The organism is Streptomyces sp. NPDC047000 (assembly GCF_040644295.1).
In the GTDB taxonomy this organism is placed as follows: Bacteria; Actinomycetota; Actinomycetes; order Streptomycetales; family Streptomycetaceae; genus Streptomyces.
Genome location: NZ_JBEYWE010000009.1, coordinates 140,483 through 163,062 on the forward strand (window position 1 = coordinate 140,483; position 22,580 = coordinate 163,062).

General features: G+C 72.2%; 19 protein-coding genes. 4 read left to right on the top strand and 15 right to left on the bottom strand.

Annotated features, from left to right (window positions below; translation table 11 throughout):
- Window positions 1-12 precede the first annotated feature (12 nt).
- From ABZ862_RS17065 to ABZ862_RS17075, 3 genes are all read right to left on the bottom strand, one after another.
- Entirely contained in the window at window positions 13-351 is a 339-nt protein-coding gene (locus tag ABZ862_RS17065) for a P-II family nitrogen regulator (RefSeq protein ID WP_360958503.1), read from the bottom strand.
- Entirely contained in the window at window positions 348-1,688 is a 1,341-nt protein-coding gene (locus ABZ862_RS17070; RefSeq protein ID WP_360958506.1) for an ammonium transporter, read from the bottom strand. Before ABZ862_RS17070 ends, ABZ862_RS17065 begins: the two co-directional genes overlap by 4 nt.
- A 461-nt stretch (window positions 1,689-2,149) precedes the next feature.
- On the bottom strand, window positions 2,150-3,625 hold the full coding sequence (locus ABZ862_RS17075; protein WP_360958509.1) for a hypothetical protein: 1,476 nt from the start codon (window positions 3,623-3,625) through the stop codon (window positions 2,150-2,152).
- Window positions 3,626-4,083: 458 nt separating this feature from the next.
- Between ABZ862_RS17075 and ABZ862_RS17080 the strand changes: the two genes are divergently transcribed.
- Window positions 4,084-4,758 (top strand): bifunctional DNA primase/polymerase, encoded by a 675-nt coding sequence (locus tag ABZ862_RS17080; protein WP_360958512.1) that lies wholly within the window; start codon window positions 4,084-4,086, stop codon window positions 4,756-4,758.
- Between the two features lie 345 nt (window positions 4,759-5,103).
- Here the strand turns inward: ABZ862_RS17080 and ftsY are convergent, their stop codons facing one another.
- Window positions 5,104-6,315, bottom strand: coding sequence for a signal recognition particle-docking protein FtsY (gene ftsY, locus ABZ862_RS17085; protein WP_360958515.1), 1,212 nt, complete (start codon window positions 6,313-6,315; stop codon window positions 5,104-5,106).
- A 671-nt stretch (window positions 6,316-6,986) separates the two neighbouring features.
- Here ftsY and ABZ862_RS17090 point away from each other — a divergent pair.
- Window positions 6,987-7,958 (top strand): LLM class flavin-dependent oxidoreductase, encoded by a 972-nt coding sequence (locus tag ABZ862_RS17090; protein WP_360958518.1) that lies wholly within the window; start codon window positions 6,987-6,989, stop codon window positions 7,956-7,958.
- Window positions 7,959-8,225: 267 nt separating this feature from the next.
- On the opposite strand, the gene smc is transcribed toward ABZ862_RS17090, so the two are convergent.
- From smc to ABZ862_RS17105, 3 genes are all read right to left on the bottom strand, one after another.
- Complete coding sequence (gene smc, locus ABZ862_RS17095) at window positions 8,226-11,783, bottom strand: chromosome segregation protein SMC (RefSeq protein ID WP_360958521.1); 3,558 nt, start codon at window positions 11,781-11,783, stop codon at window positions 8,226-8,228.
- Window positions 11,784-12,115: 332 nt separating this feature from the next.
- On the bottom strand, window positions 12,116-12,319 hold the full coding sequence (locus ABZ862_RS17100) for a hypothetical protein (RefSeq protein WP_360958524.1): 204 nt from the start codon (window positions 12,317-12,319) through the stop codon (window positions 12,116-12,118).
- A 389-nt stretch (window positions 12,320-12,708) separates the two neighbouring features.
- Window positions 12,709-12,990, bottom strand: a complete 282-nt coding sequence (locus ABZ862_RS17105) for an acylphosphatase (protein ID WP_360958527.1) — start codon at window positions 12,988-12,990, stop codon at window positions 12,709-12,711.
- Window positions 12,991-13,164: 174 nt separating this feature from the next.
- Here ABZ862_RS17105 and ABZ862_RS17110 point away from each other — a divergent pair, with 174 nt between their 5' ends.
- A complete protein-coding gene (locus ABZ862_RS17110; RefSeq protein ID WP_360958530.1) occupies window positions 13,165-14,295 on the top strand; it encodes a CAP domain-containing protein in 1,131 nt (376 codons plus the stop codon).
- Window positions 14,296-14,373: 78 nt separating this feature from the next.
- The gene (locus ABZ862_RS17115; RefSeq protein ID WP_360958533.1) at window positions 14,374-14,802 is read left to right on the top strand and encodes a helix-turn-helix domain-containing protein; all 429 of its coding nucleotides are present in this window, start codon (window positions 14,374-14,376) and stop codon (window positions 14,800-14,802) included.
- On the opposite strand, the gene mutM is transcribed toward ABZ862_RS17115, so the two are convergent.
- The 8 genes from mutM to recG all read right to left on the bottom strand — a co-directional run bounded on the left by mutM (window position 14,775) and on the right by recG (window position 22,513).
- Window positions 14,775-15,635, bottom strand: coding sequence for a bifunctional DNA-formamidopyrimidine glycosylase/DNA-(apurinic or apyrimidinic site) lyase (mutM, locus tag ABZ862_RS17120; protein WP_360958536.1), 861 nt, complete (start codon window positions 15,633-15,635; stop codon window positions 14,775-14,777). The genes ABZ862_RS17115 and mutM overlap by 28 nt on opposite strands.
- Window positions 15,636-15,724: 89 nt before the next feature.
- Window positions 15,725-16,537, bottom strand: coding sequence for a ribonuclease III (gene rnc, locus ABZ862_RS17125; protein WP_360958805.1), 813 nt, complete (start codon window positions 16,535-16,537; stop codon window positions 15,725-15,727).
- Window positions 16,538-16,556: 19 nt separating this feature from the next.
- The gene (gene rpmF, locus ABZ862_RS17130; RefSeq protein ID WP_007493396.1) at window positions 16,557-16,730 is read right to left on the bottom strand and encodes a 50S ribosomal protein L32; all 174 of its coding nucleotides are present in this window, start codon (window positions 16,728-16,730) and stop codon (window positions 16,557-16,559) included.
- 2 nt (window positions 16,731-16,732) lie between these two features.
- The gene (locus ABZ862_RS17135; RefSeq protein ID WP_360958539.1) at window positions 16,733-17,377 is read right to left on the bottom strand and encodes a YceD family protein; all 645 of its coding nucleotides are present in this window, start codon (window positions 17,375-17,377) and stop codon (window positions 16,733-16,735) included.
- Between the two features lie 148 nt (window positions 17,378-17,525).
- Window positions 17,526-18,623: an ATP synthase F0 subunit B gene (locus ABZ862_RS17140; protein WP_360958542.1), complete on the bottom strand. Its 1,098-nt coding sequence runs from the start codon at window positions 18,621-18,623 to the stop codon at window positions 17,526-17,528.
- A 155-nt stretch (window positions 18,624-18,778) separates the two neighbouring features.
- Window positions 18,779-19,258 carry a pantetheine-phosphate adenylyltransferase gene (gene coaD, locus ABZ862_RS17145; protein ID WP_360958545.1) on the bottom strand — a complete coding sequence of 160 codons (480 nt, stop codon included), beginning with the start codon at window positions 19,256-19,258 and terminating at the stop codon, window positions 18,779-18,781.
- 25 nt (window positions 19,259-19,283) lie between these two features.
- Entirely contained in the window at window positions 19,284-19,871 is a 588-nt protein-coding gene (gene rsmD, locus ABZ862_RS17150) for a 16S rRNA (guanine(966)-N(2))-methyltransferase RsmD (protein WP_360958548.1), read from the bottom strand.
- Between the two features lie 407 nt (window positions 19,872-20,278).
- Window positions 20,279-22,513 carry an ATP-dependent DNA helicase RecG gene (gene recG / locus ABZ862_RS17155; RefSeq protein WP_360958551.1) on the bottom strand — a complete coding sequence of 745 codons (2,235 nt, stop codon included), beginning with the start codon at window positions 22,511-22,513 and terminating at the stop codon, window positions 20,279-20,281.
- Window positions 22,514-22,580: the final 67 nt, after the last annotated feature.

Sequence of the window (22,580 nt, forward strand, 5' to 3'; positions counted from 1 at the left end):
TTCTTCTGCTGATCAGAGCGCGTCGGGGCCGCGCTCGCCGGTGCGGACCCGGACGGCCGTCTCGACCGGGAGGCACCACACCTTGCCGTCACCGATCTTGCCGGTGCGGGCGGCCTTGACGATGACGTCGATCAGCTGTTCGGCGTCGTCGTCCTCGGCCAGGACCTCGATACGGATCTTGGGGACCAGGTCGACGGTGTACTCGGCGCCCCGGTAGACCTCGGTGTGTCCGCGCTGACGACCGTACCCGCTGGCCTCGGTGACCGTGAGGCCGTGCACTCCGAAGGCCTGGAGGGCCTCCTTGATCTCGTCGAGCCGGTGGGGCTTCACGACGGCGGTGATGAGCTTCATGCGTCCACCTTCTTGCTCTGCGTCGCGGCCGGGACGGGACCGGCGGAGGAGCCGACGACGCCGCCGCCCGTGCCGCTGAAGTCGTATGCGGTCTCGGCGTGCTCGGCCTGGTCGATGCCGGACATCTCCTCGTCCTCGGTGACCCGCATGCCGATGGTCTTGTCGAGGAGGAAGGCGAGGACGGCGGAGACGACGAGGGAGTAGGCGAGGACTCCGAAGACACCGGCGCACTGGATCCAGAACTGGTGCATCCCGCCGCCGTAGAACAGGCCCTTGACGTCCGACTGGCCCTTGCCGCTGGCGAAGAGGCCGATCAGGAGGGAGCCGGCGATACCGCCGACCATGTGGACGCCGACGACGTCGAGGGAGTCGTCGTAGTTGAACCGGTACTTCAGGCCGACGGCCGCGGCGCAGGCGACACCGGCGATGGCGCCGACGGCGATCGCGCCGAGCGGGGAGACCGCGCCGCCGGACGGGGTGATGGCGACGAGGCCGGCGACGGCGCCGGAGGCGGCACCGAGGGTGGTGAACGCGCCGTGGCGGATCTTCTCGTAGGCGAGCCAGGCGAGCATGGCGGCGCCGGTGGCGATCTGGGTGTTGACGAACATCAGCGGGCCGACGCCGTCGTCGTTGCCAAGCCAGGAGCCGGCGTTGAAGCCGAACCAGCCGAACCACAGGAGGCCCGCGCCGAGCATGACCAGCGGGAGGCTGTGCGGGCGCATCGGGTCCCTCTTGAAGCCGACGCGCTTGCCGATGACGAGGATCACACCGAGTGCCGCGGCACCCGCGTTGATGTGGACGGCCGTACCGCCGGCGAAGTCGATCACGCCGAGTTCGAAGGCCCAGCCGCCGGTGCCCCAGACCCAGTGGGCGACCGGGAAGTACACGATCGTGGCCCACAGCAGCAGGAACAGCGTCCAGGCGCTGAACTTGACGCGGTCCGCGAGGGCGCCGCTTATCAGGGCGGGCGTGATGATCGCGAACATCATCTGGAAGACGGCGAAGACGAACACCGGGATGGTGTAGCCCGGCCACAGGTCCATCTTGTCGATACCGGACCAGCCGACGTAGTCACCGGTCCAGCCGATGAGGGAGCCGTGGTCGGTGCCGAAGCTCATGGAGAAGCCGTAGAGCACCCAGAGGATGGTCACGAGGCCCATGCTGATGAAGCTCATCATCAGCATGTTCAGGGTGGACTTGACCCGGACCATGCCTCCGTAGAAGAAGGCCAGTCCGGGAGTCATGATCAACACCAGGGCGGATGCGATGAGCATGAAGCCGGTGTTCGCGGAGGAAAGCTTGGGTGCTTCCGCGGCAAGCGTGATGGCTGGTGCCATCGGCGTCTCCTCGTCGGTTGGTACGGCCCCGTGCGGGCGAAGCCTGAGCGGTCCGGTCAGTGAGGGGTGGGCCGGTTATGCGCCATGAGATTGACGCAGCGCCGTTTCGGTGGGCGCCCCTCGCTGTTTCGCCGGAGTGACGAAGGCACCTCGTGTGTTACGCGTCGATGAACTGCCGGAATCGCGCCGTGTCGATCGTTATCGTGGCGCAACCTTCGGAGGGCGGTGTGAACCGTCCCCTGCCGGACGTGGGGAATCGGGGCGGTGACGACCACCGCGGCCCTCGGTCGAGCAACCCCGGCGGCGGGCAGGCCCGTTCACGGGAGCGGCGCCGGTGCGGGTGCGGGCGCGGAGCGCCGGTTCCGGCCGCGGTGGTCCTCCTGGTGACCTGGCATGGGGGAGCCGAGTCGGGCTGTTCGGGAGGACCGGCCGCGGCCGGGGTCCTGGGGGGTGCGGCCGGTTCAGACCGCTTCGGCGGCCTCCGGGAGGTCCACGGCGAGCTGCTCGCCGAGCTCGGCGACCTCGGCGAGATCACCGTGGTCGCGCGCGGCCGTGTCGACGGTCTTTCGAATACGAGTGTTGACACGCTCGGAGCGGACCTTTCCGGCGAGGCGCATGGCCTGCCGGACGTACCGGACGCCCTGCTCGGGTTCACGGCGCAGCAGATGCACGGTGGCCATGCCGACCAGGTTGAGTGCGTACGACCGCTGGTGCTCGGTGTCCTCGGCGAACAGCTCGACGGCCTTCTGCATGAGGGGTTCGGCGAGCGAGGCGTAGGCGGGGCTGCGGCCGGCGACATAGGCGAGGTCGCGGAAGGAGTGGCTGTTCTCGGCGTACAGCTCGGCCTCGGAGAAGAAGCGGATCCAGTCGGGGTCCGGCTCGTCCCAGTCGGCGGCGTCCGAGAAGGTGTCCTCGGCCATGCGGACGGCGCGCTTGCAGCGGCCGGGCTGGCCCATGTTGGCGAAGGCGCGGGCCTCCATCGCATACAGCATGGCCTGGGTGCGCGGGCTCGCGCAGTCGCGGCTGCCGTACTGGGCGAGGTGGATGAGTTCCAGCGCGTCGTCGGGGCGGCCGAGATGGATCATCTGGCGGCTCATGCTGGACAGGATGTACGAGCCGAGGGGGCGGTCGCCGGCCTCCTTGGCGGCGTGCAGGGCGAGGACGAAGTACTTCTGGGCGCTGGGCTGGAGGCCGACGTCGTAGCTCATCCAGCCCGCGAGCTGGGCGAGTTCGGCGGCGACCTTGAAGAGGGTGCGGCCGGTGGCGCCGGGATGGGGTTCCTGGAGGAGGTCGGTCACCTCGTGCAGCTGGCCCACGACGGCCTTGCGGCGCAGTCCGCCGCCGCACTGGGCGTCCCACTGGCGGAACATCACCGTGGTCGACTCCAGCAGGTCGAGCTCGGGCCGGGAGAGCCGGCCGCGGGCCCGGCCGGAGGGCGGGGTGACGGCGTCCTCGCGCGGGGCGGCGGGGCCGGGGACGAGCCAGCGCTGCATGGGCTCGATCAGGGACGGGCCCGCCGACAGCACCAGTGAGCTGCCGAGGAAGCCGCGCCGCGCCAGCATCAGGTCGCTGCGGGAGAACTCGCTGAGCAGGGCGATGGCCTGCGGGCCCGTCCAGGGCAGGTCGATCCCGGAGACGGAGGGCGACTGGCGGGCGGCGCGCAGTCCGAGGTCCTCGACGGAGACGACGCAGCCGAACCGTTCGGAGAACAGCTCCGAGAGGATCCGGGGGATCGGCTCGCGCGGGTTCTCGCCGTCCAGCCAGCGGCGCACCCGGGAGGTGTCGGTGGAGATGTGGCCGGCGCCCAGTTGGCGTGCTCTGCGGTTGACCTGGCGGGCGAGTTCGCCCTTGGACCAGCCGCTGCGCACGAACCACGAGGCGAGCAGCTCGTTGGGGCGCCTGTCGGCGTTCGTGCCGCCTACGCCGTTGTCGCCCACTGGAACTCCCCCATCCCCGAGACCGCTTGCCGTCGATCGCGCCAAGCCCTACCAGAATGCCGGTACATACGACCGCCCGTCCGCCGGTTGTCACCCGCCGAACGAATACCTCCATGCCTCCGGCATACCCACGGGTGCATGAGTCCTCAGGACTCGTGCACACAGCGTAATCCCACGATCACCGCTCCAGCCACGGCGATCCCGGAAACGCCACCATTCGCCACCCCTTCGAATGAACTCACGGTTGCCACTTACCGCTTGACTTGACACCAGACGGCCGGGAGCGGGCGGAACGGTGCACGCAGGGGCGTGCGGAGCCGCGCGTACCACCCCCGGCGCTTCCGGACGCCGCCCGCGCCGCCGTGCACCGCACCGCGGCGCGCGGGAAACCGGGAACAGAGGGTGACTTTCCGGTTCCGTCTCGTAACCACCGGTGCGCCGGACCCGTTGGAGGGGGCATGGGCTTCACGATCGGCGGCATGCGTGAGATGCGTCCCGGCGCGCGTCGGCGCGGCCGCACAGACCGTCCGTTCCGTCCGTCGGAGTGCACCACCGTCGCGGAGTACACCGGGCTCTGGGGCTGGGACGTGATGCCCGGCGCGCGGGCCGCGGCGGGCGTGTGCTCGTGCGGACGCGCCGGCTGCCGGGCACCCGGCGCGCACCCCCTGGAGTTCGCGCCCCGGGTGCCGGCCGGGGCCACCCTGGACGAGGTGTGCCGGGCGTGGGCCGAGGTACCGGGCGCGGCGGTGATGCTGGCGGTGGGGAGGACGTTCGACGTGCTCGAGGTCGCCGAACCGGCGGGGCGCTGCGCGCTGGTCCGGCTGGAGCGGATGGGCCTGCCGCTGGGGCCGGTCGCGGCGACCCCGGACGGCCGCGCCCAGTTCTTCGTCGCCCCGGGTGCCGCCGCCGGACTGCCGGCGCTGCTCTACCGCATGGGCTGGGACGACCCGGCCGCCCTCGGCCTGCGCGGCCTCGGCCCCGGTACGTGGATCACCGCGCCGCCCTCCGACCGGGGCGGCCTGGGACCGGTGCGGTGGCTGCGCTCCCCCGCCCTGGACACGGCGACCAGGCCGCCGGAGGCCCGGCTGCTGCTGGGCACGCTGGCGTACATGGCGCACCGCGCGCGAACGTAGCGCCTGTCCGGCGGATCACCCCGCGAACCCGCGGGCCGGTACCCGCGCCCAGGCTCCCGGCGTCGGCCCCGCCCCTCCCGCAGCGCCACCGCCGACCGACCACCTCTGGTCGACCGAGCCCCGCCCGGCTGCCTCCGGCGGGCACGGCGGGGCCGGGGCCGCCCCGGCACGCAGGGCCACCGGAGGGCACCGCCCGTCGCGCTCGTGCCGGAGGAAGCAGCGGCGTGCCGCCCCCTCCGGACCGGCCCCGGGACCGTAGCGGATGCGAAAGCGCCCGTCCCCGGGGTGTCGGTCTGCCGGGGACGGGCGCTGCGGGTGTCGCTTGGAGGGGGGGTAAAGGAGGTGTCATTCGCCGATGAGGGCGTCAACGAACGCCTCCGGCTCGAACGGGGCGAGGTCGTCGGCGCCCTCGCCGAGACCGACCAGCTTGACCGGCACGCCCAGCTCGCGCTGCACGGCGACCACGATGCCGCCCTTGGCCGTGCCGTCCAGCTTCGTCAGGACGATGCCGGTGACGTCGACGACCTCGGAGAACACCCTGGCCTGGACGAGGCCGTTCTGTCCGGTCGTGGCGTCGAGGACCAGCAGCACCTCGTCGAGCGGCGCCTGCTTCTCGACGACCCGCTTGACCTTGCCGAGCTCGTCCATCAGGCCGGTCTTGGTGTGCAGCCGGCCGGCGGTGTCGATGAGCACCACGTCGGCACCCATCTCCTTGCCCTCCTTGACCGCGTCGAACGCGACGGAGGCCGGGTCGCCGCCCTCGGGTCCGCGCACGGTGTGCGCCCCGACCCGCTCGCCCCAGGTCTGCAGCTGGTCCGCGGCGGCGGCCCGGAAGGTGTCGGCGGCGCCCAGCACGACGGAGCGGCCGTCGGCCACCAGGACGCGGGCCAGCTTGCCGGTGGTGGTGGTCTTGCCGGTGCCGTTGACACCGACGACCATCACGATGCCGGGCCTGCTGGTGGCGGGCTCGGTCTTCACCTCACGGTCGAAGTCCGTGCCGACGAGGGTGAGCAGCTCCTCACGGAGCAGGCCGCGCAGCTCGGCGGGGGTGCGGGTGCCCAGCACCTTGACGCGCTCGCGGAGCCGTTCGACCAGCTCCTGGGTGGGGGTGACGCCGACGTCGGCGGTGAGGAGGGTGTCCTCGATCTCCTCCCAGGTGTCGTCGTCCAGGTGCTCGCGGGAGAGCAGGGTGAGCAGGCCCTGGCCCAGCGCGTTCTGGGAGCGGGCCAGGCGGGCGCGGAGCCGTACGAGGCGGCCCGCGGTGGGCTCCGGGATCTCGATCGGGACGAGCGGGAGCTCTTCGACGAGGGGCGGTTCCTCGACGGTGGCCGGGCCGGCGGCTCCGGGGAGGTCCACCTCCTCTATGGTCCGGCGCGGTTCTTCGCGGGGGGCCTCGGCCTCTTCGCCGACGTGCGGCTCGGCCGGGGGGGCGGTGATGTCCGGTGCGGCGGGGGGCGGTGGGGGCAGCGGCTTCCTGCGGCGGGTGCCGACGACCAGCCCACCGAGCACGCCGAGCACCACCACGGCGATGACTACAGCAAGGATGACGGTTTCCATAACGCGTCCAGTATCCATCCCTGCCCTGCCGGACCCGGGGGCCGACGCGGTCGACTCCGTCGGGGTGGGGCGGGACGGGACGGCCGCGGGCCGAGCGCAGGCCGGACACGGGCAACCCCGGGCCGTACACGGAGCGGCCTCGGGCCGGACGCAGACCGGACACAGGCCGAGCGCAGACCGGACGCGGAGCGGCCGCAAGCGGGACGCGGATCGGGCGCAGGCCGGTCGCGGGTCGACTGCGGGCTGAGCGCAGACCGGACACGGGGCAGCCCCGGGCCGGATGCGGATCGACCGCAGACCGGACGCGGGCCGGGCGCAGACCGGACGCGGGCCGGGCGCAGACCGGACGCGGGCCGGACGCGGGCCAGACGCGGGGCGGCCCCGGGCCGGCCGCAGGCCGGACGCGGATCGGACGCGGGGCGGCACCGGGTCGGACGCAGGGCGTGCGTGCCCCCGGGGCTGGGCGGCATGTCGGCGCAGCCTCGTGCCCCCCGGGGGTACGTCTGCCTGCCCGGGGGCTCTCGCGGTTCCGGGGGCTGTGGGGTCGGCGCGGGTCGGCCGGGGGGCCGGTCGCGGCGTGGCCGTGGTCGTCGGTCCGGGCCGAGGTTCTGGATATCTGACTGACCGTCAGCTATTGTCCGGCCCACCCACCCCCGGCGAAGGGGAACGCCATGCCCGTCAGCGTCGTGCGCTTCAACCTCGTGGACCCCCGCTCCACCCCCCGCGGACTCCGCGACCGCTATCAGGCCGCCCTGGAGATGGCGCGGTACGCGGACACGCACGGGATCACCACCGTGCAGACCGAGGAGCACCACGGCGTGGCCGACAACTGGCTGCCCTCCCCCTTCGTCTTCGCCGCCGCCGTGTTCGGCGCGACGCGCCACATCGCCGTCACGGTGTCCGCGGCGATCGGCCCGCTGCACGACCCGCTGAGGCTCGCGGAGGACATCGCGGTACTGGATCTGCTCAGCGGGGGACGGCTGGTGACCGTGGCCGGTATCGGGTACCGGCCCGAGGAGTACGCCCAGTTCGGCGTGGACTGGCACCGGCGCGGCCGGCTGCAGGACGAACTGCTGGAGACGGTGCTGAAGGCGTGGAGCGGGGAGCCGTTCGAGTACCGGGGGCGGACCGTGCGGGTGACCCCCCGGCCGTTCAGCGACCCGCATCCGCTGCTGCTCGTCGGAGGTTCCTCCGAAGCCGCCGCCCGCCGTGCCGCCCGGCTCGGGCTGCCGTTCTTCCCCAGCGCCCATCTCCCCGGGCTGGAGTCGTACTACAAGGAGCGGCTCGTGGAGTACGGCACGGAGGGCTGGACGATGATGCCGGCCGCCGAGACCCCGCTGCTGCACATCGCCGAGGACCCGGACCGGGCGTGGGCCGAGCACGGCGGGCACTTCCTGCACGAGGCCCGGACCTACGCCTCCTGGCAGTCCGGGGACATCCGCTCGGCGGTGCGGTCGGCGGCCACGACGGTCGCGGAGCTGCGCGCCGAGGGCGTGTACCGCGTCCTCACGCCGGAGGCCTGCGTGGCCCTGGGCCTGGACAACTACGTGCTGCATCCGCTGGCGGGCGGGATGCCCGTGGAGGAGGGGTGGCGCAGTCTGCGGCTGTTCGCCGAGCAGGTGCTGCCCGCCCTGGCGGACTGAACGGCCCGGCGGACCGAGGGGCCGGGGCACCACGACCCCGGCTCGGAGGGTGGTCGAGCCGGGGTCGCGGTCACGAGGTCGAGGAGAAGGGCGGCGGGGACTGTGCCCGTCTCCTCACGTCCAGAGACTATGCATTTAAGTTCCTAAGTCAAGACCTGGGCGAGACTTCGGCATATAGGGCAGCAGACGACAGAGCCCGCGACCATCGTTCAACAAGTGAAGTGACAAAGGGAATGCAGGTGAACGGGGCCACAGACCGTGTACCCGTCAGCGGAGCCGCTGGGAGATGACCTTCGACACACCGTCGCCCTGCATGGAGACCCCGTACAGCGCGTCGGCGACCTCCATCGTGCGCTTCTGGTGCGTGATCACGATGAGCTGGGAGCTCTCCTGGAGCTCCTGCATGATGCGGATCAGCCGCTGGAGGTTGGTGTCGTCGAGGGCGGCCTCCACCTCGTCCATGACGTAGAACGGGCTGGGCCGCGCCTTGAAGATCGACACCAGCAGCGCGACCGCCGTCAGCGACCGCTCCCCGCCGGACAGCAGCGACAGCCGCTTGACCTTCTTGCCCGGCGGACGCGCCTCGACGTCCACGCCGGTGGTGAGCATGTTGCCGGGATCGGTCAGCACGAGACGGCCCTCGCCGCCGGGGAAGAGGCGGCTGAAGACGCCCTCGAACTCCCGGGCGGTGTCCCGGTAGGCCTCGGTGAAGACCTGCTCGACACGTTCGTCGACCTCCCTCACCACCTGGAGGAGGTCGGCACGGGTCTTCTTCAGGTCCTCCAGCTGCTCGCTGAGGAACTTGTGGCGTTCCTCCAGCGCCGCGAACTCCTCCAGGGCGAGCGGATTGACCTTGCCGAGCTGCTGGTAGGCGCGCTCGGCGGCCCTGAGCCGCTTCTCCTGCTCGGCCCGCACGAACGGCCTGGGCCGGTTGCGGGGATGCCCGGGGTCCTCCGGGAGTTCCTCGCCCTCGGCGGGCAAGGAGGGCGGCACCGGTGTGTGCGGACCGTACTCGTCGACGAGCCCGGCGGGCTCCACACCCAGCTCCTCCAGCGCCTTCGTCTCCAGCTGCTCGATCCGCATCCGCTTCTCGGCACCGAGCACCTCGCCCCGGTGCACCGAGTCGGTGAGCTTGTCGAGCTCGGCCTTGAGGTCCCGTCCGGTGCCCCGGGCGGCGGCCAGTTCCTGCTCGCGCCGCGCCTTGGCGGCCTCGGCGGCGGCCCGCTCCCGCCCGGCCCTACCGAGCGACACCTCGACGTGCGCCAGCAGCTGCCGGGCGCCGGAGGCGACCGCCGTCGCCACGGCCGCCTCGTGCCGCAGCCGGGCCCGCCGCTGCTCGGCACGCGCGCGTGCCTCGCGTTCCGCGCGGGCGGCCCGGTCGAGGGAGTCGGCGCGTCCGGCCAGCGCCCTGACCCGTTCCTCATGGGTACGGGTCTGGAGGCGGGCCTCCATCTCGGTCTGGCGGGCGTTGGCACCGTCGGCGGCGAGCCGGTCCCGTACGGAGGTGTCGGGCTCCTCCTCGTGGGGCAGCTCCTCGGCCACCGCGAGCCGTTCGGCCAGCTCCTCGGCATCGAGTACGGCCTTGTCGAGCGCCTCCTGGGCCCGCGCCGCCGCCGCGGTGGACCGCTCGGCCTCACCGGCGGCGCCGCGCGCCTGGCCCGCGAGCCGTCCCAGCCGCTGCGCCACGGCCGACTTCTCCCGCTCGGCGGCCCTCCGCCGCTCCCCCAGCTCCTCGACCAGCGCGGCGCATTCCGTGCGCCGCTCCCCGGCCGCCCGCTGGACCCCGGCCAGTTCCTCGCACCGTACGGCCAGTCCGGCGAGCTCGGCGGCGGCCTCGTCCACGGCCGCCTGGACCTCCAGCAGGCTCGGCGCGCCCGCGGAGCCGCCGTGCGCGAAGTGGGAGCCCAGCAGATCGCCCTCGGCGGTGACGGCGGTGAGGTGCGGGTGGGTGCGGACGAGGTGCTCGGCGTCGTCGAGGGTGCCGACGACGACGATCCCGCGCAGCAGCCGCCGTACCGCGGGCAGCAGCTCACCGGGGCCGCGCACCAGGTCGGCGGCGTACGGCAGCCCGTCCGGGCCGGGGGGTGCGGCGGCCGGTTCCTCGGGGGTGCCGGCGAGCAGGAGGGCGGCGCGCCCGGCGTCCTGTTTGCGCAGCAGGCGGACGGCCTCGGCGGCGGCCGCCGGGCCGGTCACCGCGAGCGCGTCGGCGGCGGCGCCGAAGGCGGCGGCCAGTGCCGTCTCGTGGCCCGGGGTGACGGTGAGCAGCGCGGCCGCGGGGCCGAGCAGCCCGGAGAGACGGTCCTGTGCCCCGAGCAGCGCGCCCGTGCCGTCCTTGCGGCGCAGTCCCAGGGCGAGTGCCTCGTGGCGGGCCCGGGTCGCGGCACGCCGGCGTTCGGCGACGGTGACGGCCTCGCGGGCCGCGTTCAGCCCGGTCTCGGCCTCGCGCAGGGCGGCCCTGGCGCTGTCGTGCCGTCCGGCGAGTTCGGCGTCCCCGGCGTCGAGCCCGTCGACCTCGGCCCGGAGCGCCTCGTACTCCTCCTGGGCTGCGACGGCCCGGTCCTGGGCCTCGTCACGGGCGGCGGCCAGGCGGTCGATCTCGGCCTGGGCGGCGGCCGCGCGGGAGCGGGCGGCGCCGGCCTGGCCGCTGAGCCGGGCGAGGCCCTCGCGCCGGTCGGCGAGGGCGCGGGCGGCGTCCTTGAGGCGGCGTTCCTCCACGGCGAGTTCGCGCTCCAGCTCGGCGCGGTGCTCGACGGTGTCCTCCAGGGCCCGCCGGGCCGCCTCCAGGGCCGCCTCCAGCTCGGCCTCCTGTTCACGGATGCGCGCGGCCTCGCGCTCCATGTCGCCGGGGTCGCGGCCGCGGCGTTCCTCGGGGGGCGCGGAGGTGGCGCTCTTCACCCGGGCGTCAGCCAGCGACACGGTGCCGCGCACCCGTTCGGCGAGCTGGGAGAGCTCGTACCAGGTCTGCTGGGCGCTCGTCAGACGTGGCGTGAGGCGCCGTACCTCGTCCTCCAGCAGGGTCTCGCGGCGGAGGGCGTCCCGCAGTTCCCGCTCGGCCGTCTCCTTGCGTTCCTTGAGCGCGGCCTCGTCGGCGACCTCGGCCCGGAGCGCCTCGCGGAGCCGTACGAGGTCGTCGGCGAGCAGGCGCAGCCGGGCGTCGCGCAGATCGGCCTGGACGACGGCGGCGCGGCGGGCCACGGCGGCCTGGCGGCCCAGCGGCTTGAGCTGGCGGCGCAGTTCGTCGGTGAGGTCCTGGACGCGCGCGAGGTTGGCCTGCATGGCGTCGAGTTTTCGGAGCGCCTTCTCCTTGCGCCTGCGGTGCTTGAGGACGCCCGCCGCCTCCTCGATGAAGGCCCGGCGGCCGGTGGGATCGGCGTGCAGGACGGAATCGAGCTGGCCCTGGCCGACGATGACGTGCATCTCGCGGCCGATACCGGAGTCGGAGAGGAGTTCCTGGATGTCCAGGAGACGGCAGGTGTTCCCGTTGATCTGATATTCGCTGCCGCCGTTGCGGAACATGATCCGCGTAATGGTGACCTCGGTGTATTCGATCGGGAGAGCGCCGTCGGTGTTGTCGATGGTCAGGGACACCTCGGCGCGGCCGAGCGGCGGGCGGCCGGTGGTGCCGGCGAAGATCACGTCCTCCATTTTTCCGCCGCGCAGCGATTTGGCGCCCTGTTCCCCCATCACCCAGCTCAGCGCGTCCACCACATTGGATTTGCCGGAGCCGTTCGGGCCGACGACACAGGTGATCCCCGGCTCGAACCGGAGCGTGGTCGCCGAGGCGAACGACTTGAAGCCGCGGAGGGTCAGGGCCTTGAGGTGCACGCCGTCGGACTCTACCTTTCGTCCGCTATCCCACCGCTATCTGACCACTGTCCGGCCGGTGCCCGACCGGTGCCCGACCGGTGTCCGACGGCTGTCTCACACCATGAACCGTCGCGACCCGGCGGTTTCGCGGTTGAACGCGCAGGGCAGACCACACGTTAAAGACGGTGAAGGATCCGGGGGAAAGAAAAAGGGACGCCGGGGCAGGCGTCCCTTGCAACTCTGATGATGCAGCTCTGACGGTGCAGATCTGACGGTGCGACTCTGACAACTGAAGCGGTTGATACGGGCGGCCCGAACACCGCGTATGCCGTTGTGCGGCACTACGGTGATCAGGTGAGCGCAGGCTCCGCCTGGCGTGCGTCGATGCTCTCCAGAAGCGCGTCGTGAGAAGCGGCAGCCTGCAGTGCGTCGTTCTCCGTCTGGATCCGTACGAGCTCGGATTCCAGATCTTGTACGCGCTGCTGGAGCCGTCGCATCTCGGCGAGGAGTCGCGGATCGGAGCCGCCGACGTAACCGAGAAGCGCCTTTGCCATGATGGATGGTCCTCCACACTGAGTGACCGACCGAATCGGTGTGGGTCGTGAGGGATTCGCACCCGGAGTGCCTGGCACACTCGAGTGTTGCTCTGCTGTTCTGCATGCCAAACAGTTAAGGTGCGCGGGGCTTTCAGCGTCTCACCAAAAAGTTTGACGGTCAACACGATCACGCGCGGTACGGCGGGCAGCCCGGTGACGCGCGGCCGGGAAACGGCGGCGCTCCTGCTCCTCCGGGGCCCTCATCGGGCGACGATCATTCGTGGCTGCGCAGCCTGCCACGGAGCACCCTTCTTGACAACCACCAGGCCGTTTCCACCGGGGCAGTTGCCACCGGCAGACCCGCCCGGCGCTTCCCCCTCCGCCGTCACCCATCGGGCCCCATCGGCTCAGCGGATGGCGAAGCCGTCGTAACCGCCGCGAGGTGTGTCCCAGATCTCGGTGACACCGTCCACCAGTCCGGGCGTGTCGCCGTTCCGGAGCCATTCGAGGAGAGCGTCGCACCGCGCCCGGGGCCCCTCGGCGACGACCTGGACGCGTCCGTCGGCCAAATTGAGAGCAAAGCCACTCAGCCCGCCGAGCTCCAGAGCCTTGGCACGCGTAAACCACCGGAAACCCACACCTTGGACGCTCCCCCTTACCCAGGCGACCAGCCTTACATGCTCGCTCATGTCTGCAACTTAGCGGGCGGAAGTCTCCCCGGGCACATCCGCCCCGCCTGTCATGCGGTACCGTCCCCACCCAATGAATCTCATATGAAACTCACTCGATCGTGTGATGCGGCTTACACCGCACAGCCGATCGGATGAGGTGGGGTTGACCGCAAGGACGAGGAAGGCCAGGACATGGGACGCCACCGACGCTCCGACGCCGGCCGCGCCGCCACGGGCCGCGCCACGGGGGTCACTGAGACGCACGGCTCGTACACGGGCAGCCACGACCCGCACGACTTCGCGTACGAGGGCGACCCGCCACCCCTGGGGATCGCTCCCTATCTCCAGCCCGGGGCGCAGGGCGGAACGTACGAAGAGAGCCACGACTACCTCTACGCGACCGACGACGAGTACGCGCGGGCCACCGGCACCGCCCTCGTCACGGATCCGCGGTTCCTGCCCGGCGAGGGCGACGAGGGCAGCGCGCACCGGCGCCGCAAGAAGAAGGCGGGCACCCCGGTCCGCACCGGACTGCTCGGCGTGTCCGCCGCCGTCGCCATCGGCACCGCCGCGGTGGCCACCGGCGCGGTGCCCGGACTCCAGAACTACCGCATCGGCGGCGGCAGCAGCAGTTCCGGCGACAACGTGCAGGCGGCGAACCTGCCCACCAACTCGGCTACCCAGCAGGGCGGCACGTCCGGCAACGCCGCCACCGGCACCGGCACCGGCACCGGCAGCGGGGGCGGCGGCACCGCCGGCCGCGCGGCGTCGCCCGCGGCGAGCCCGTCCGCCTCGGCGTCGGCGTCGGCCTCGCCCAGCGAGACGGCCACGAAGAAGCCCTCGGCCACGCCGACGAAGAAGGCCGTCCAGCAGACCAAGGCGCCCACCTCGCAGAAGACGTCGAGCCCCGCCAAGAAGACCGCCGCCCCGGTGACGGTCTCCGCGGAGGCCGCCGCCGAGGCGGAGGTGCTGAGGCTGGTCAACGTCGAGCGGGCCAAGGTCGGCTGCAGCCCGGTCGCCGCGAACAGCTCGCTGACGACGCTCGCCGAGAACTTCAGCGTCGCCATGGACGAGCAGAACTTCTTCGACCACACCGATCCGAGCGGGGCCACTCCGTGGGACCGGGCGGCGAAGCTCGGGATAACCAACCTGGGCGGCGAGAACATAGCCCGGGGTCAGGCGGACGCCGCCGCGGTCATGGACGCCTGGATGAACAGCGAGGGACACCGGGCGAACATCCTGAACTGCGACTTCAAGACCCTGGGCGTCGGTGTGCACTTCGGGTCCGGCGGCCCCTGGTGGACGCAGGACTTCGGTTACTAGACCGGCGGCGGACAGGTTGCGCTAACTCCCGGTTAGTGCAACCTGTCGGTTTGCGCTGTGCTCACGTACGCTTGGGTCATGAACCGCACGCCGGAGGAGCAGGAGCAGCGGGAGCCGCTGGCGGAGCAGGAGCCGCGGGACCTCCCGTACAACGTGTTCGCGAAGACCTGTCCGTCGCGCGGCACGCTGGAGCATGTCACCGGACGCTGGGGCGCGCTCACGCTCGGCGCGCTGTCCGAGGGGTCGCTGCGCTTCAACGAGCTGCGCCGCCGCGTCGACGGCGTGAGCGAGAAGATGCTGTCCCAGACCTTGCACGCCCTGGAGCGCGACGGCCTGGTGCACCGCGAGGCCCAGCCGGTCAATCCGCCCCGGGTGGACTACGAGCTGACCCCGCTCGGCCATGAGGTGGCCCGGCGGCTGCTGGGTCTCATCCGCTTCGTGGAGGGCCGTATGGACGACGTCCTGACGGCGCGGGAACGTTACGACGGGACGCGCGGCGGCCTCTGACACGCCGGGCAGAAGTAGCTCGACCGGTTCATCCACGGGCGGCGCCGCATCGGTGTGCCGCAGCGCCGGCAGGGCAGACCCTCCCGGCCGTAGGCGTCCAGCGAGCGGTCGAAGTAGCCCGACTCGCCGTTGACGTTGACGTAGAGGCTGTCGAAGCTGGTGCCGCCGACGGCCAGGGCCGCGTTCATCACGTCCCGCACATGGCCGAGGAGCCGGGTGGTGAGGGGGCGGGTGAGGGTCGCCGTCGGGCGCTCGTAGTGCAGCCCGGCACGCCACAGCGCCTCGTCCGCGTAGATGTTGCCGACCCCGCTGATCAGCGACTGGTCCAGCAGGGCGCGTTTGACCGTGGAGCGGCGGCGGCGCAGCGCCTGGTGGAACGCCTCGTCGTCGAACAGCGGGTCGAGGGGGTCACGGGCGATGTGCGCGATGACGTCGGGCAGCCCGTCCGGGGTGGTGTCGTGCAGGGAGAGCCCGCCGAAGGTGCGCTGGTCGACGAAGCGGAGCTCGGTGCCGAGCGTGTCGGCGAACCGGACGCGGACGCGCAGGTGTCTCTCGTCGGCCGCGGTGACCGGCTGGACGAGCAGCTGGCCGCTCATGCCGAGGTGGGCGAGGACGGCCTGGCCGGTACCGGCGAGGGGCAGCCACAGGTACTTGCCGCGGCGGCGGGGCACGCCGACGCGCTGGTCCTTCAGCCGGTGCGCGAAGTCGTCGGCACCGGCGAGGTGACGGCGTACGGCGCGCGGGTGCAGCACCTCGGCGTCGGTGACCGTACGGCCGGCGACCCAGCGTTCCAGACCGCGCCGCACCACCTCGACCTCGGGCAGTTCGGGCATCGGGACCCCCGTGAACAGATCGTGCGGTGCCTGAGCGCCCGCCCCGGTGGCCGGGGCGGGCGCTCAGGTGTCACCACTGCCGTGAACCGTCAGACAGAGGCGGGGGCCGAGGGGTCCGCGCCGTCGGAGGCGGCGTTGCCGGCCGCCTCGGCGCGCTCGTCCGCAGCGGTCCGGATGGCCCGCCAGGCGGACTCCGCGGCCTGCTGCTCCGCCTCCTTCTTGCTGCGGCCGGTGCCGGTGCCGTACGAGACGCCTCCGACGCGGGCGGCAGCAGTGAAGGTCTTCTCGTGGTCGGGACCGGTCTCCGTGACCAGGTACTCGGGCACACCGAGCCCCTCGGTCGCGGTGAGCTCCTGGAGACTGGTCTTCCAGTCCAGGCCGGCTCCGAGGTTGGAGGACTTCTCGATCAGCGGGTCGAAGAGCCGGTGCACCAGCTCGGACGCCGAGTCGAGGCCCTGGTCGAGATAGACCGCGCCGATCACCGCTTCCAGGGTGTCGGCGAGGATGGATGCCTTGTCCCTGCCACCCGTGCCCTCTTCACCGCGGCCGAGCCGGATGAAGGCGCCGAGATCGAGCCCGCGGCTCACCCCGGCCAGCGCACGCGAGTTGACCACCGCGGCCCGCAGTTTGGCCAGCTGGCCCTCGGGCAGGTCGGGGTGGGTGCGGTACAGCGTGTCCGTGACGACGAGACCGAGCACGGAGTCCCCGAGGAACTCCAGACGCTCGTTCGTCGGCAGACCGCCGTTCTCGTACGCGTAGGAACGGTGGGTCAGCGCACGCACCAGAAGGGCGGACTCGAGCTGATAGCCGAGCCGCCCTTCCAGAAGCGTGTGGGACGAGGCCGTATGGTCCGATGGGTCGCTTCCGCCGGGGCGGGAGGCGTTCTTCTTCGCCGTGGACACGGTGCCTCTCACCAGCCGCTCAGACCTCGAGGACCTGGCGCTTGTTGTAGGTGCCGCACGACGGGCACGCGATGTGCTGCAGCTTGGGCTCGTGGCAGCGCTCGCACGCAACCAGGGTGGGGACCGCAGCCTTCCACTGCGACCGGCGGTGGCGCGTGTTGCTGCGCGACATCTTCCGCTTCGGAACAGCCACGGCTACTTCTCCTGCTTCTCGTCGGCACCGGATCCGGCGCCGCTCATCTCGTCCTTCTCGCCGTCCGACGTGGTTCCGGCGAGTCCCTGCAGTGCCGCCCAACGGATGTCGACGGCGTCGTGGTGGTGGTCCGGGTCGTCCGCGAGCCGGGCTCCGCACTCGGAGCACAGTCCCGGGCAGTCTTCCTGGCACACCGGCTGCATCGGCAGTGCGAGCACCACCGCATCGCGCAGCAGAGGCTCGAGGTCGAAGAGTCCGTCCTCGAGGAAGTACCTGTCCTCGTCGGCCTCGGCGTCATCGCCCGGTTCCGTGATCACACGGCCCCGGTCGTCGGCGTCGGGGTACGCGAACAGTTCCTGGAATTCCGCTTCGACATCCAGCTCGAGCGGCTCCAGACACCTTACGCACTCCCCCTCGGCCCGTGCACGGGCGGTGCCCGTGACGAGCACCCCGTCCAGGACGGACTCGAGCCGGAGTCCGAGTTCCACCGGGGCGCCTTCCGGCACTCCGACGACTCCCAGCAGACCGAGGTCCCGGGGGGCGTCGACGGTACGGGTCAGGCGCTGCAGCGCACCCGGACGCCGGCCCAGCTCGTGTGTGTCGAACACGAGAGGGTTGCGGTGGTCGAGACGGGTGTGAGAGGCCATTCCTGTTTTCGATCTTCCGGGCTCCGAGGGACGCCGCCTCGGAGGTGCTCCGGGGCAGCGCTGATCGCGGGCGTACACGCGACCGAACAGTCAGGATACTGGACCTTTCCCTCACGGCCCAATCGGGTGGTCAGCCCGGTGGGCGGGGTCAGCCCTGGCCGCGGCCCTGTTCGTAGGCGCGCAGCTGTTCGGCACTGATCATGCTGGTGTCGAAGAGGCTGGTCTCGTCGAGGGTCTGCGCGGACGGCAGGGCCGGGGGCAGGGCGGGCTGGGCGTAGCCCTGCTGGGCCTGGGCGGGGTCGTAGCCGCCCTGCTGGGTGTCGTAGCCCTGGTAGGCGTACGGGTCGGCGGCCTGCTGGTAGCCGTAGGGGTCCTGTCCGCCGTACCCCTGCTGCGTGTAGTCGGCGTAGGTGTCCTGCTGGTAGCCGTAGGCGACCTGCTGCTGGTCGTACTGCGGCTGCGGGGGCGCCTGCTGCGGGATCACGGGCCGCGGTTCGGCGGAGGCGGCGGCGCGGGCCGGAGCGGGGTCCGACAGCGCGGCGAGGTCGGCGAGGTAGTCGGCGTCGCTGGAGTGCTGGAAGGTGGTGGTGTCGTCGGCGAGCGCGCCGAGGTCGTCCGAGGCGATCCGGCCGTGCAGCTTCTGCCGGCCGCGGCCGACCGCCTCCAGGGTCTTGGCGAGCACCGCCTCGAAGGCGCCGAGCTTGACGTCGACGTACTCGTCGGCGGTGCGGCGCAGGGTCTCCGGGTCGTGGCTGCGCTCGGGGGCGTCCTCGTCCTCGTAGCCCTCCTCGTCGAGACCGGGGCCGGTACCGAGGAGCTTCTCCCGGCCGCGGCCCACGGAGCCGAGGGTCTTGGTGAGGACGACCTCGAAGTTGGCGAGCTTGGAGTCGACGTAGTCGTCGGCCTCCGCGCGGACCTCCTCGGCCTCCTGGCGGGCCTCGGCGAGGATGCGGTCGGCCTCCGCCTGGGAGCGGCGGGCGATCTCGGTGTCGGAGACGATCGAGCCGCGCTCGGCGTGCGCCTGTCCGATGATCCGGTCGGCCTCCTGGCGGGCCTGCTCGACCATGTGGTCGCGGTCGCCGATCAGTTCCTGGGCCTGCGCGAGCGAGCCGGGCAGCGCCTGGCGCACCTCCTCGAGCAGGGCGAGCAGCTCGGCCCGGTTGACCACGCACGAGGCCGACATGGGCATGGACCGGGCGCCGGAGACCGTGGTGACGATCTCGTCGAGCTTCTTCTGCACGTCCACCGTGTGCTCGCCACTTCCTGCCGATGTGTTGAAGACGGACGGGACGACTGTACGACTCCGGGCTCACCGCCGGGCACCGGGTGACGGTTTGTCAGTTTCCGGGCGACCCCGGTGCGGCCCCTGGGCGGTCCTGGTGCGGAACCGGGGCCGGGGCCTCAGTCCTGGTGCAGGCGCTTGGCGAGCGCCTCGAACACCGCCGGCGGCACCAGGTGGGAGATGTCGCCGCCCCAGGTCGCGACCTCCTTGACCAGGGAGGACGACAGGAAGCTGTAGGTGGGGTTGGTGGGCACGAAGAGCGTCTCCACGCCCGACAGACCGATGTTCATCTGGGCCATCTGGAGTTCGTAGTCGAAGTCGCTGACGGCGCGCAGCCCCTTCACGATCGCGGGGATGTCGCGCTGCCGGCAGAAGTCGACGAGCAGGCCGTGGAACGCCTCGACGCGTACGTTGCCGCACTCGGCGGTGACCTGGCGGATCAGGTCGAGCCGTTCGTCGACCTCGAACAGGCCCTTCTTCGACTTGTTGATCATCACCGCGACATAGACCTCGTCGTACAGCTTGGAGGCCCTGGCGATGATGTCCAGGTGTCCATTGGTGATCGGGTCGAACGACCCGGGGCATACGGCGCGGCGCACTGGAGATCCCTCGCTCTCGGTCCGGTCATCGTGCGTCTTCGCACGGGGAGGCGGCGCGACCGTACCAAAACGTTCCCTCGCCGTAGCGACGGGACCGGATCGCCTCGAATCCGGCCGGCCATCGGAAATCGCCGCCTCTTGTGCTCCGCTCCACGGTGACGAGGGCGTCCGCCGTGAGCCACCCCCCGGCGCGGAGTGTGAGCAGGATCTCCCGGAGATCGTCGTCGGTGACGGCGTACGGGGGGTCGAGGAAGACCAGGTCGTACGGCTGTGCGGGCTCCGTGGTCCGGATGATCTGCTCGGCCTTGCCCGCCCGCACCTCGGCGCCGGGCAGACCCAGGCTGCGGACGTTGTCCCGCACGGTACGGACGGCTCTCGCGTCGCTCTCGACCAGCAGGGCGTGTCCCGCGCCCCGCGACAGTGCCTCCAGGCCCACGGCTCCGGAGCCGGCGTAGAGATCCAGCACGCGGTGCCCTTCCAGGGGGTGGCCGAGGAGGGACTGCCAGCTGGAGAACAGTCCCTCTCTGGCGCGGTCCGAGGTGGGGCGGGTGCCGTGTCCCTGCGGGACGGCCAGGCGGCGTCCTCCTGCTGTGCCGGCGATCACGCGGGTCATGTCTCTCGATCCTTTACGATCTCGCGAATACCCGCCCAGTCTCTCAGGCGGGCCGCCCACCGACGGTTCGCCTACCGGCGGGGGCGGGTCGCCTGGCGGCGGGGGCGGGTTCGCCGTCGGCGAGTGCGGGTCCGCCGTGGCTGGTCGCGCCCACGCGGCGGAGCCGCATATCGGCACAGCCCCGCGCCCCTGGGGGGTGGCTGGGGACGCGGTTCGGGTACGGGTGCGGAGCGGCTGGGCGCGCACACGCGGCGGAGCCGCATATCGGCACAGCCCCGCGCCCCTGGGGGCCGGGGACGCCCGGGTGCGCCGGGGCCGGGTGCGCGGCGGGGCCGCGTGTCGGCACAGCCTCGCGACGCGGAGCGGGCGGGTGCGGGTGGGCGGCGGAGTCGCGTGTCGGGGCGGGGTCAGCCTTTCTCCAGGTACTGTTCGCGGTCCTCGTCCAGGAGGGCGTCCAGGGCCGTCCGGAGGCCGGGGAGTTTCGAGAGGGCGGGGTCCGCGGCGACCAGCGCCACCGCCTCCGCTCTCGCCTCCGCGATGATCTCCTCGTCCTCGATCACCGCGAGGACCCGCAGGCTGGTCCGCGCCCCGGACTGGGCCTGGCCCAGCACGTCGCCCTCACGGCGCTGCTCCAGGTCGACGCGGGACAGCTCGAAGCCGTCCAGTGTCGCCGCGACAGCGGACAGGCGGGCGCGGGCCGGGCTCGCCTCCGGCATCTCGGAGACGAGGAGGCACAGGCCGGGGGCCGAGCCACGGCCCACCCGGCCGCGCAGCTGGTGCAGCTGCGAGACACCGAAGCGGTCCGCGTCCATGATCACCATGGCGGTCGCGTTGGGCACGTTCACCCCCACCTCGATCACCGTCGTCGCGACCAGCACATCCGTCTCGCCCGCCGAGAACCGCCGCATCACCGCGTCCTTGTCGTCCGGCGGCATACGCCCGTGGAGGATCTCGACGCGCAGCCCGGCGAGGGGCCCGCCAGACAGCTGCTCCGCGATGTCCAGCACCGCCAGCGGCGGACGCCGTTCCGCCTCGTCCTCCGCGGACTTCCGCTTCGCCGCCGCCTTCGCCCCGTCCTCCTCCTCGTCCCCGATCCGCGGGCAGACCACGTACGCCTGATGTCCCGCCGCCACCTCCTCCCGCACCCGCTCCCAGGCCCGGGCCAGGAAGTGGGGCTTGTCGGCGGCCGGGACGACATGGCTGGCGATGGGCGAGCGGCCGGCCGGCAACTGGTCGAGGACGGAGGTCTCCAGGTCGCCGAAGACGGTCATCGCGACGGTGCGCGGGATCGGTGTGGCCGTCATGACCAGCAGATGCGGCGGCTGCCTGCCCTTGCCGCGCAGCGCGTCACGCTGTTCGACCCCGAAGCGGTGCTGCTCGTCCACGACCACGAGGCCGAGGTCGTGGAACTGCACCTTGTCCTCGATCAGCGCGTGCGTGCCGATCACGAGGCCCGCCTCGCCGGTGACGAGGTCGAGCAGGGCCTGGCGGCGGGCGGCGGCGCCCATGGAGCCGGTGAGCAGCACGACCTTGGTGGCGTGCTCGGAGCCGCCCAGCATGCCGCCCTCGGCGAGCGAGCCCATCATCTCGGTGACCGACCGGTGATGCTGCTGGGCGAGGACCTCGGTGGGGGCCAGCATCGCGGCCTGGCCGCCCGCGTCGACCACGGCGAGCATGGCGCGCAGCGCGACGAGGGTCTTGCCGGAGCCGACCTCGCCCTGCAGGAGGCGGTGCATGGGGTGGTCGGTGGCGAGGTCGGCGAAGATCTCCTGCGTCACCTTGCGCTGGCCCTCGGTGAGGGTGAACGGCAGCCGGTCGTCGAAGGCGGCGAGGAGACCGTCGGGGGCGGGACGGCGCGGGACGGCCGGGAGCTGGGCGTCGGCGTGCCGGCGGCGGGCGAGGGCCACCTGGAGCACGAACGCCTCGTCCCACTTCAGGCGTTCACGGGCGGCGGCGATGTCGGCCTTGGTGCGCGGGCGGTGGATACGGTGCAGGGCTTCCGGGAGGGAGAGCAGTCCGCGGCCCTCGCGGAGGGACTCCGGCAGGGGGTCGACGGCCTCACCGGCCCGGGAGAGCACCGTGTCGACGGCCTTGCTGATCTTCCACGACTCCAGTTTGGCGGTGGCCGGGTAGAGCGGGATCAGGGCGCCGGCCCACGACTCCACCGCCTCCGCGGCCCCCGCCGTCTCCCCGGCGCCGCCGTCCCCGCGCAGCAGTTCGTAGGCGGGGTGGGCGAGCTGGAGGCGGTGGTTGAAGACGGAGACCTTGCCCGCGAACATCGCCCGGGTGCCCGGCAGGAGTTCCTTGTGCGGTTTGTGCACCCCGGAGCCGAAGAAGACCAGTTGGAGGCGGCCGCTGCCGTCGGTGATGACGACCTCCAGGCGCTGGCCCCGGCCGCGCGGCGCCTTGGCGGAGGCGAACGTGTGCAGCCGGGCGTCGGCGACCATGGCGACCACCGTGACGTGCTCGTCCATCGGCAGGTCGGCGAGGTGGGTGAGCTGGCCGCGCTCCTCGTACCGGCGGGGGTAGTGGTGCAGGAGGTCGCCCACGGTGTGCAGGCCGAGATGCTCGGCCATCACCTTCGCGGTGGCGGGGCCGACCTCGTTCTTCAGCGGTTGTTCCAGTGCGGGCACGGGATCCATTGCACACCACGCCGCTGACATCGCCGTATATGTCTCGGGAATCCCCTGGTCAGCCGCGCTTCCCGCG

Coding starts and splice junctions, on each gene's coding strand:
- ABZ862_RS17065 (WP_360958503.1), bottom strand. CDS start 351: ATGAAGCTCATCACCGCCGTCGTGAAGCCCCACCGGCTCGACGAGATC.
- ABZ862_RS17070 (WP_360958506.1), bottom strand. CDS start 1,688: ATGGCACCAGCCATCACGCTTGCCGCGGAAGCACCCAAGCTTTCCTCC.
- ABZ862_RS17080 (WP_360958512.1), top strand. CDS start 4,084: ATGGGCTTCACGATCGGCGGCATGCGTGAGATGCGTCCCGGCGCGCGT.
- ftsY (WP_360958515.1), bottom strand. CDS start 6,315: ATGGAAACCGTCATCCTTGCTGTAGTCATCGCCGTGGTGGTGCTCGGC.
- ABZ862_RS17090 (WP_360958518.1), top strand. CDS start 6,987: ATGCCCGTCAGCGTCGTGCGCTTCAACCTCGTGGACCCCCGCTCCACC.
- ABZ862_RS17100 (WP_360958524.1), bottom strand. CDS start 12,319: ATGGCAAAGGCGCTTCTCGGTTACGTCGGCGGCTCCGATCCGCGACTC.
- ABZ862_RS17105 (WP_360958527.1), bottom strand. CDS start 12,990: ATGAGCGAGCATGTAAGGCTGGTCGCCTGGGTAAGGGGGAGCGTCCAA.
- ABZ862_RS17110 (WP_360958530.1), top strand. CDS start 13,165: ATGGGACGCCACCGACGCTCCGACGCCGGCCGCGCCGCCACGGGCCGC.
- ABZ862_RS17115 (WP_360958533.1), top strand. CDS start 14,374: ATGAACCGCACGCCGGAGGAGCAGGAGCAGCGGGAGCCGCTGGCGGAG.
- mutM (WP_360958536.1), bottom strand. CDS start 15,635: ATGCCCGAACTGCCCGAGGTCGAGGTGGTGCGGCGCGGTCTGGAACGC.
- ABZ862_RS17135 (WP_360958539.1), bottom strand. CDS start 17,377: ATGGCCTCTCACACCCGTCTCGACCACCGCAACCCTCTCGTGTTCGAC.
- rsmD (WP_360958548.1), bottom strand. CDS start 19,871: ATGACCCGCGTGATCGCCGGCACAGCAGGAGGACGCCGCCTGGCCGTC.
- recG (WP_360958551.1), bottom strand. CDS start 22,513: ATGGATCCCGTGCCCGCACTGGAACAACCGCTGAAGAACGAGGTCGGC.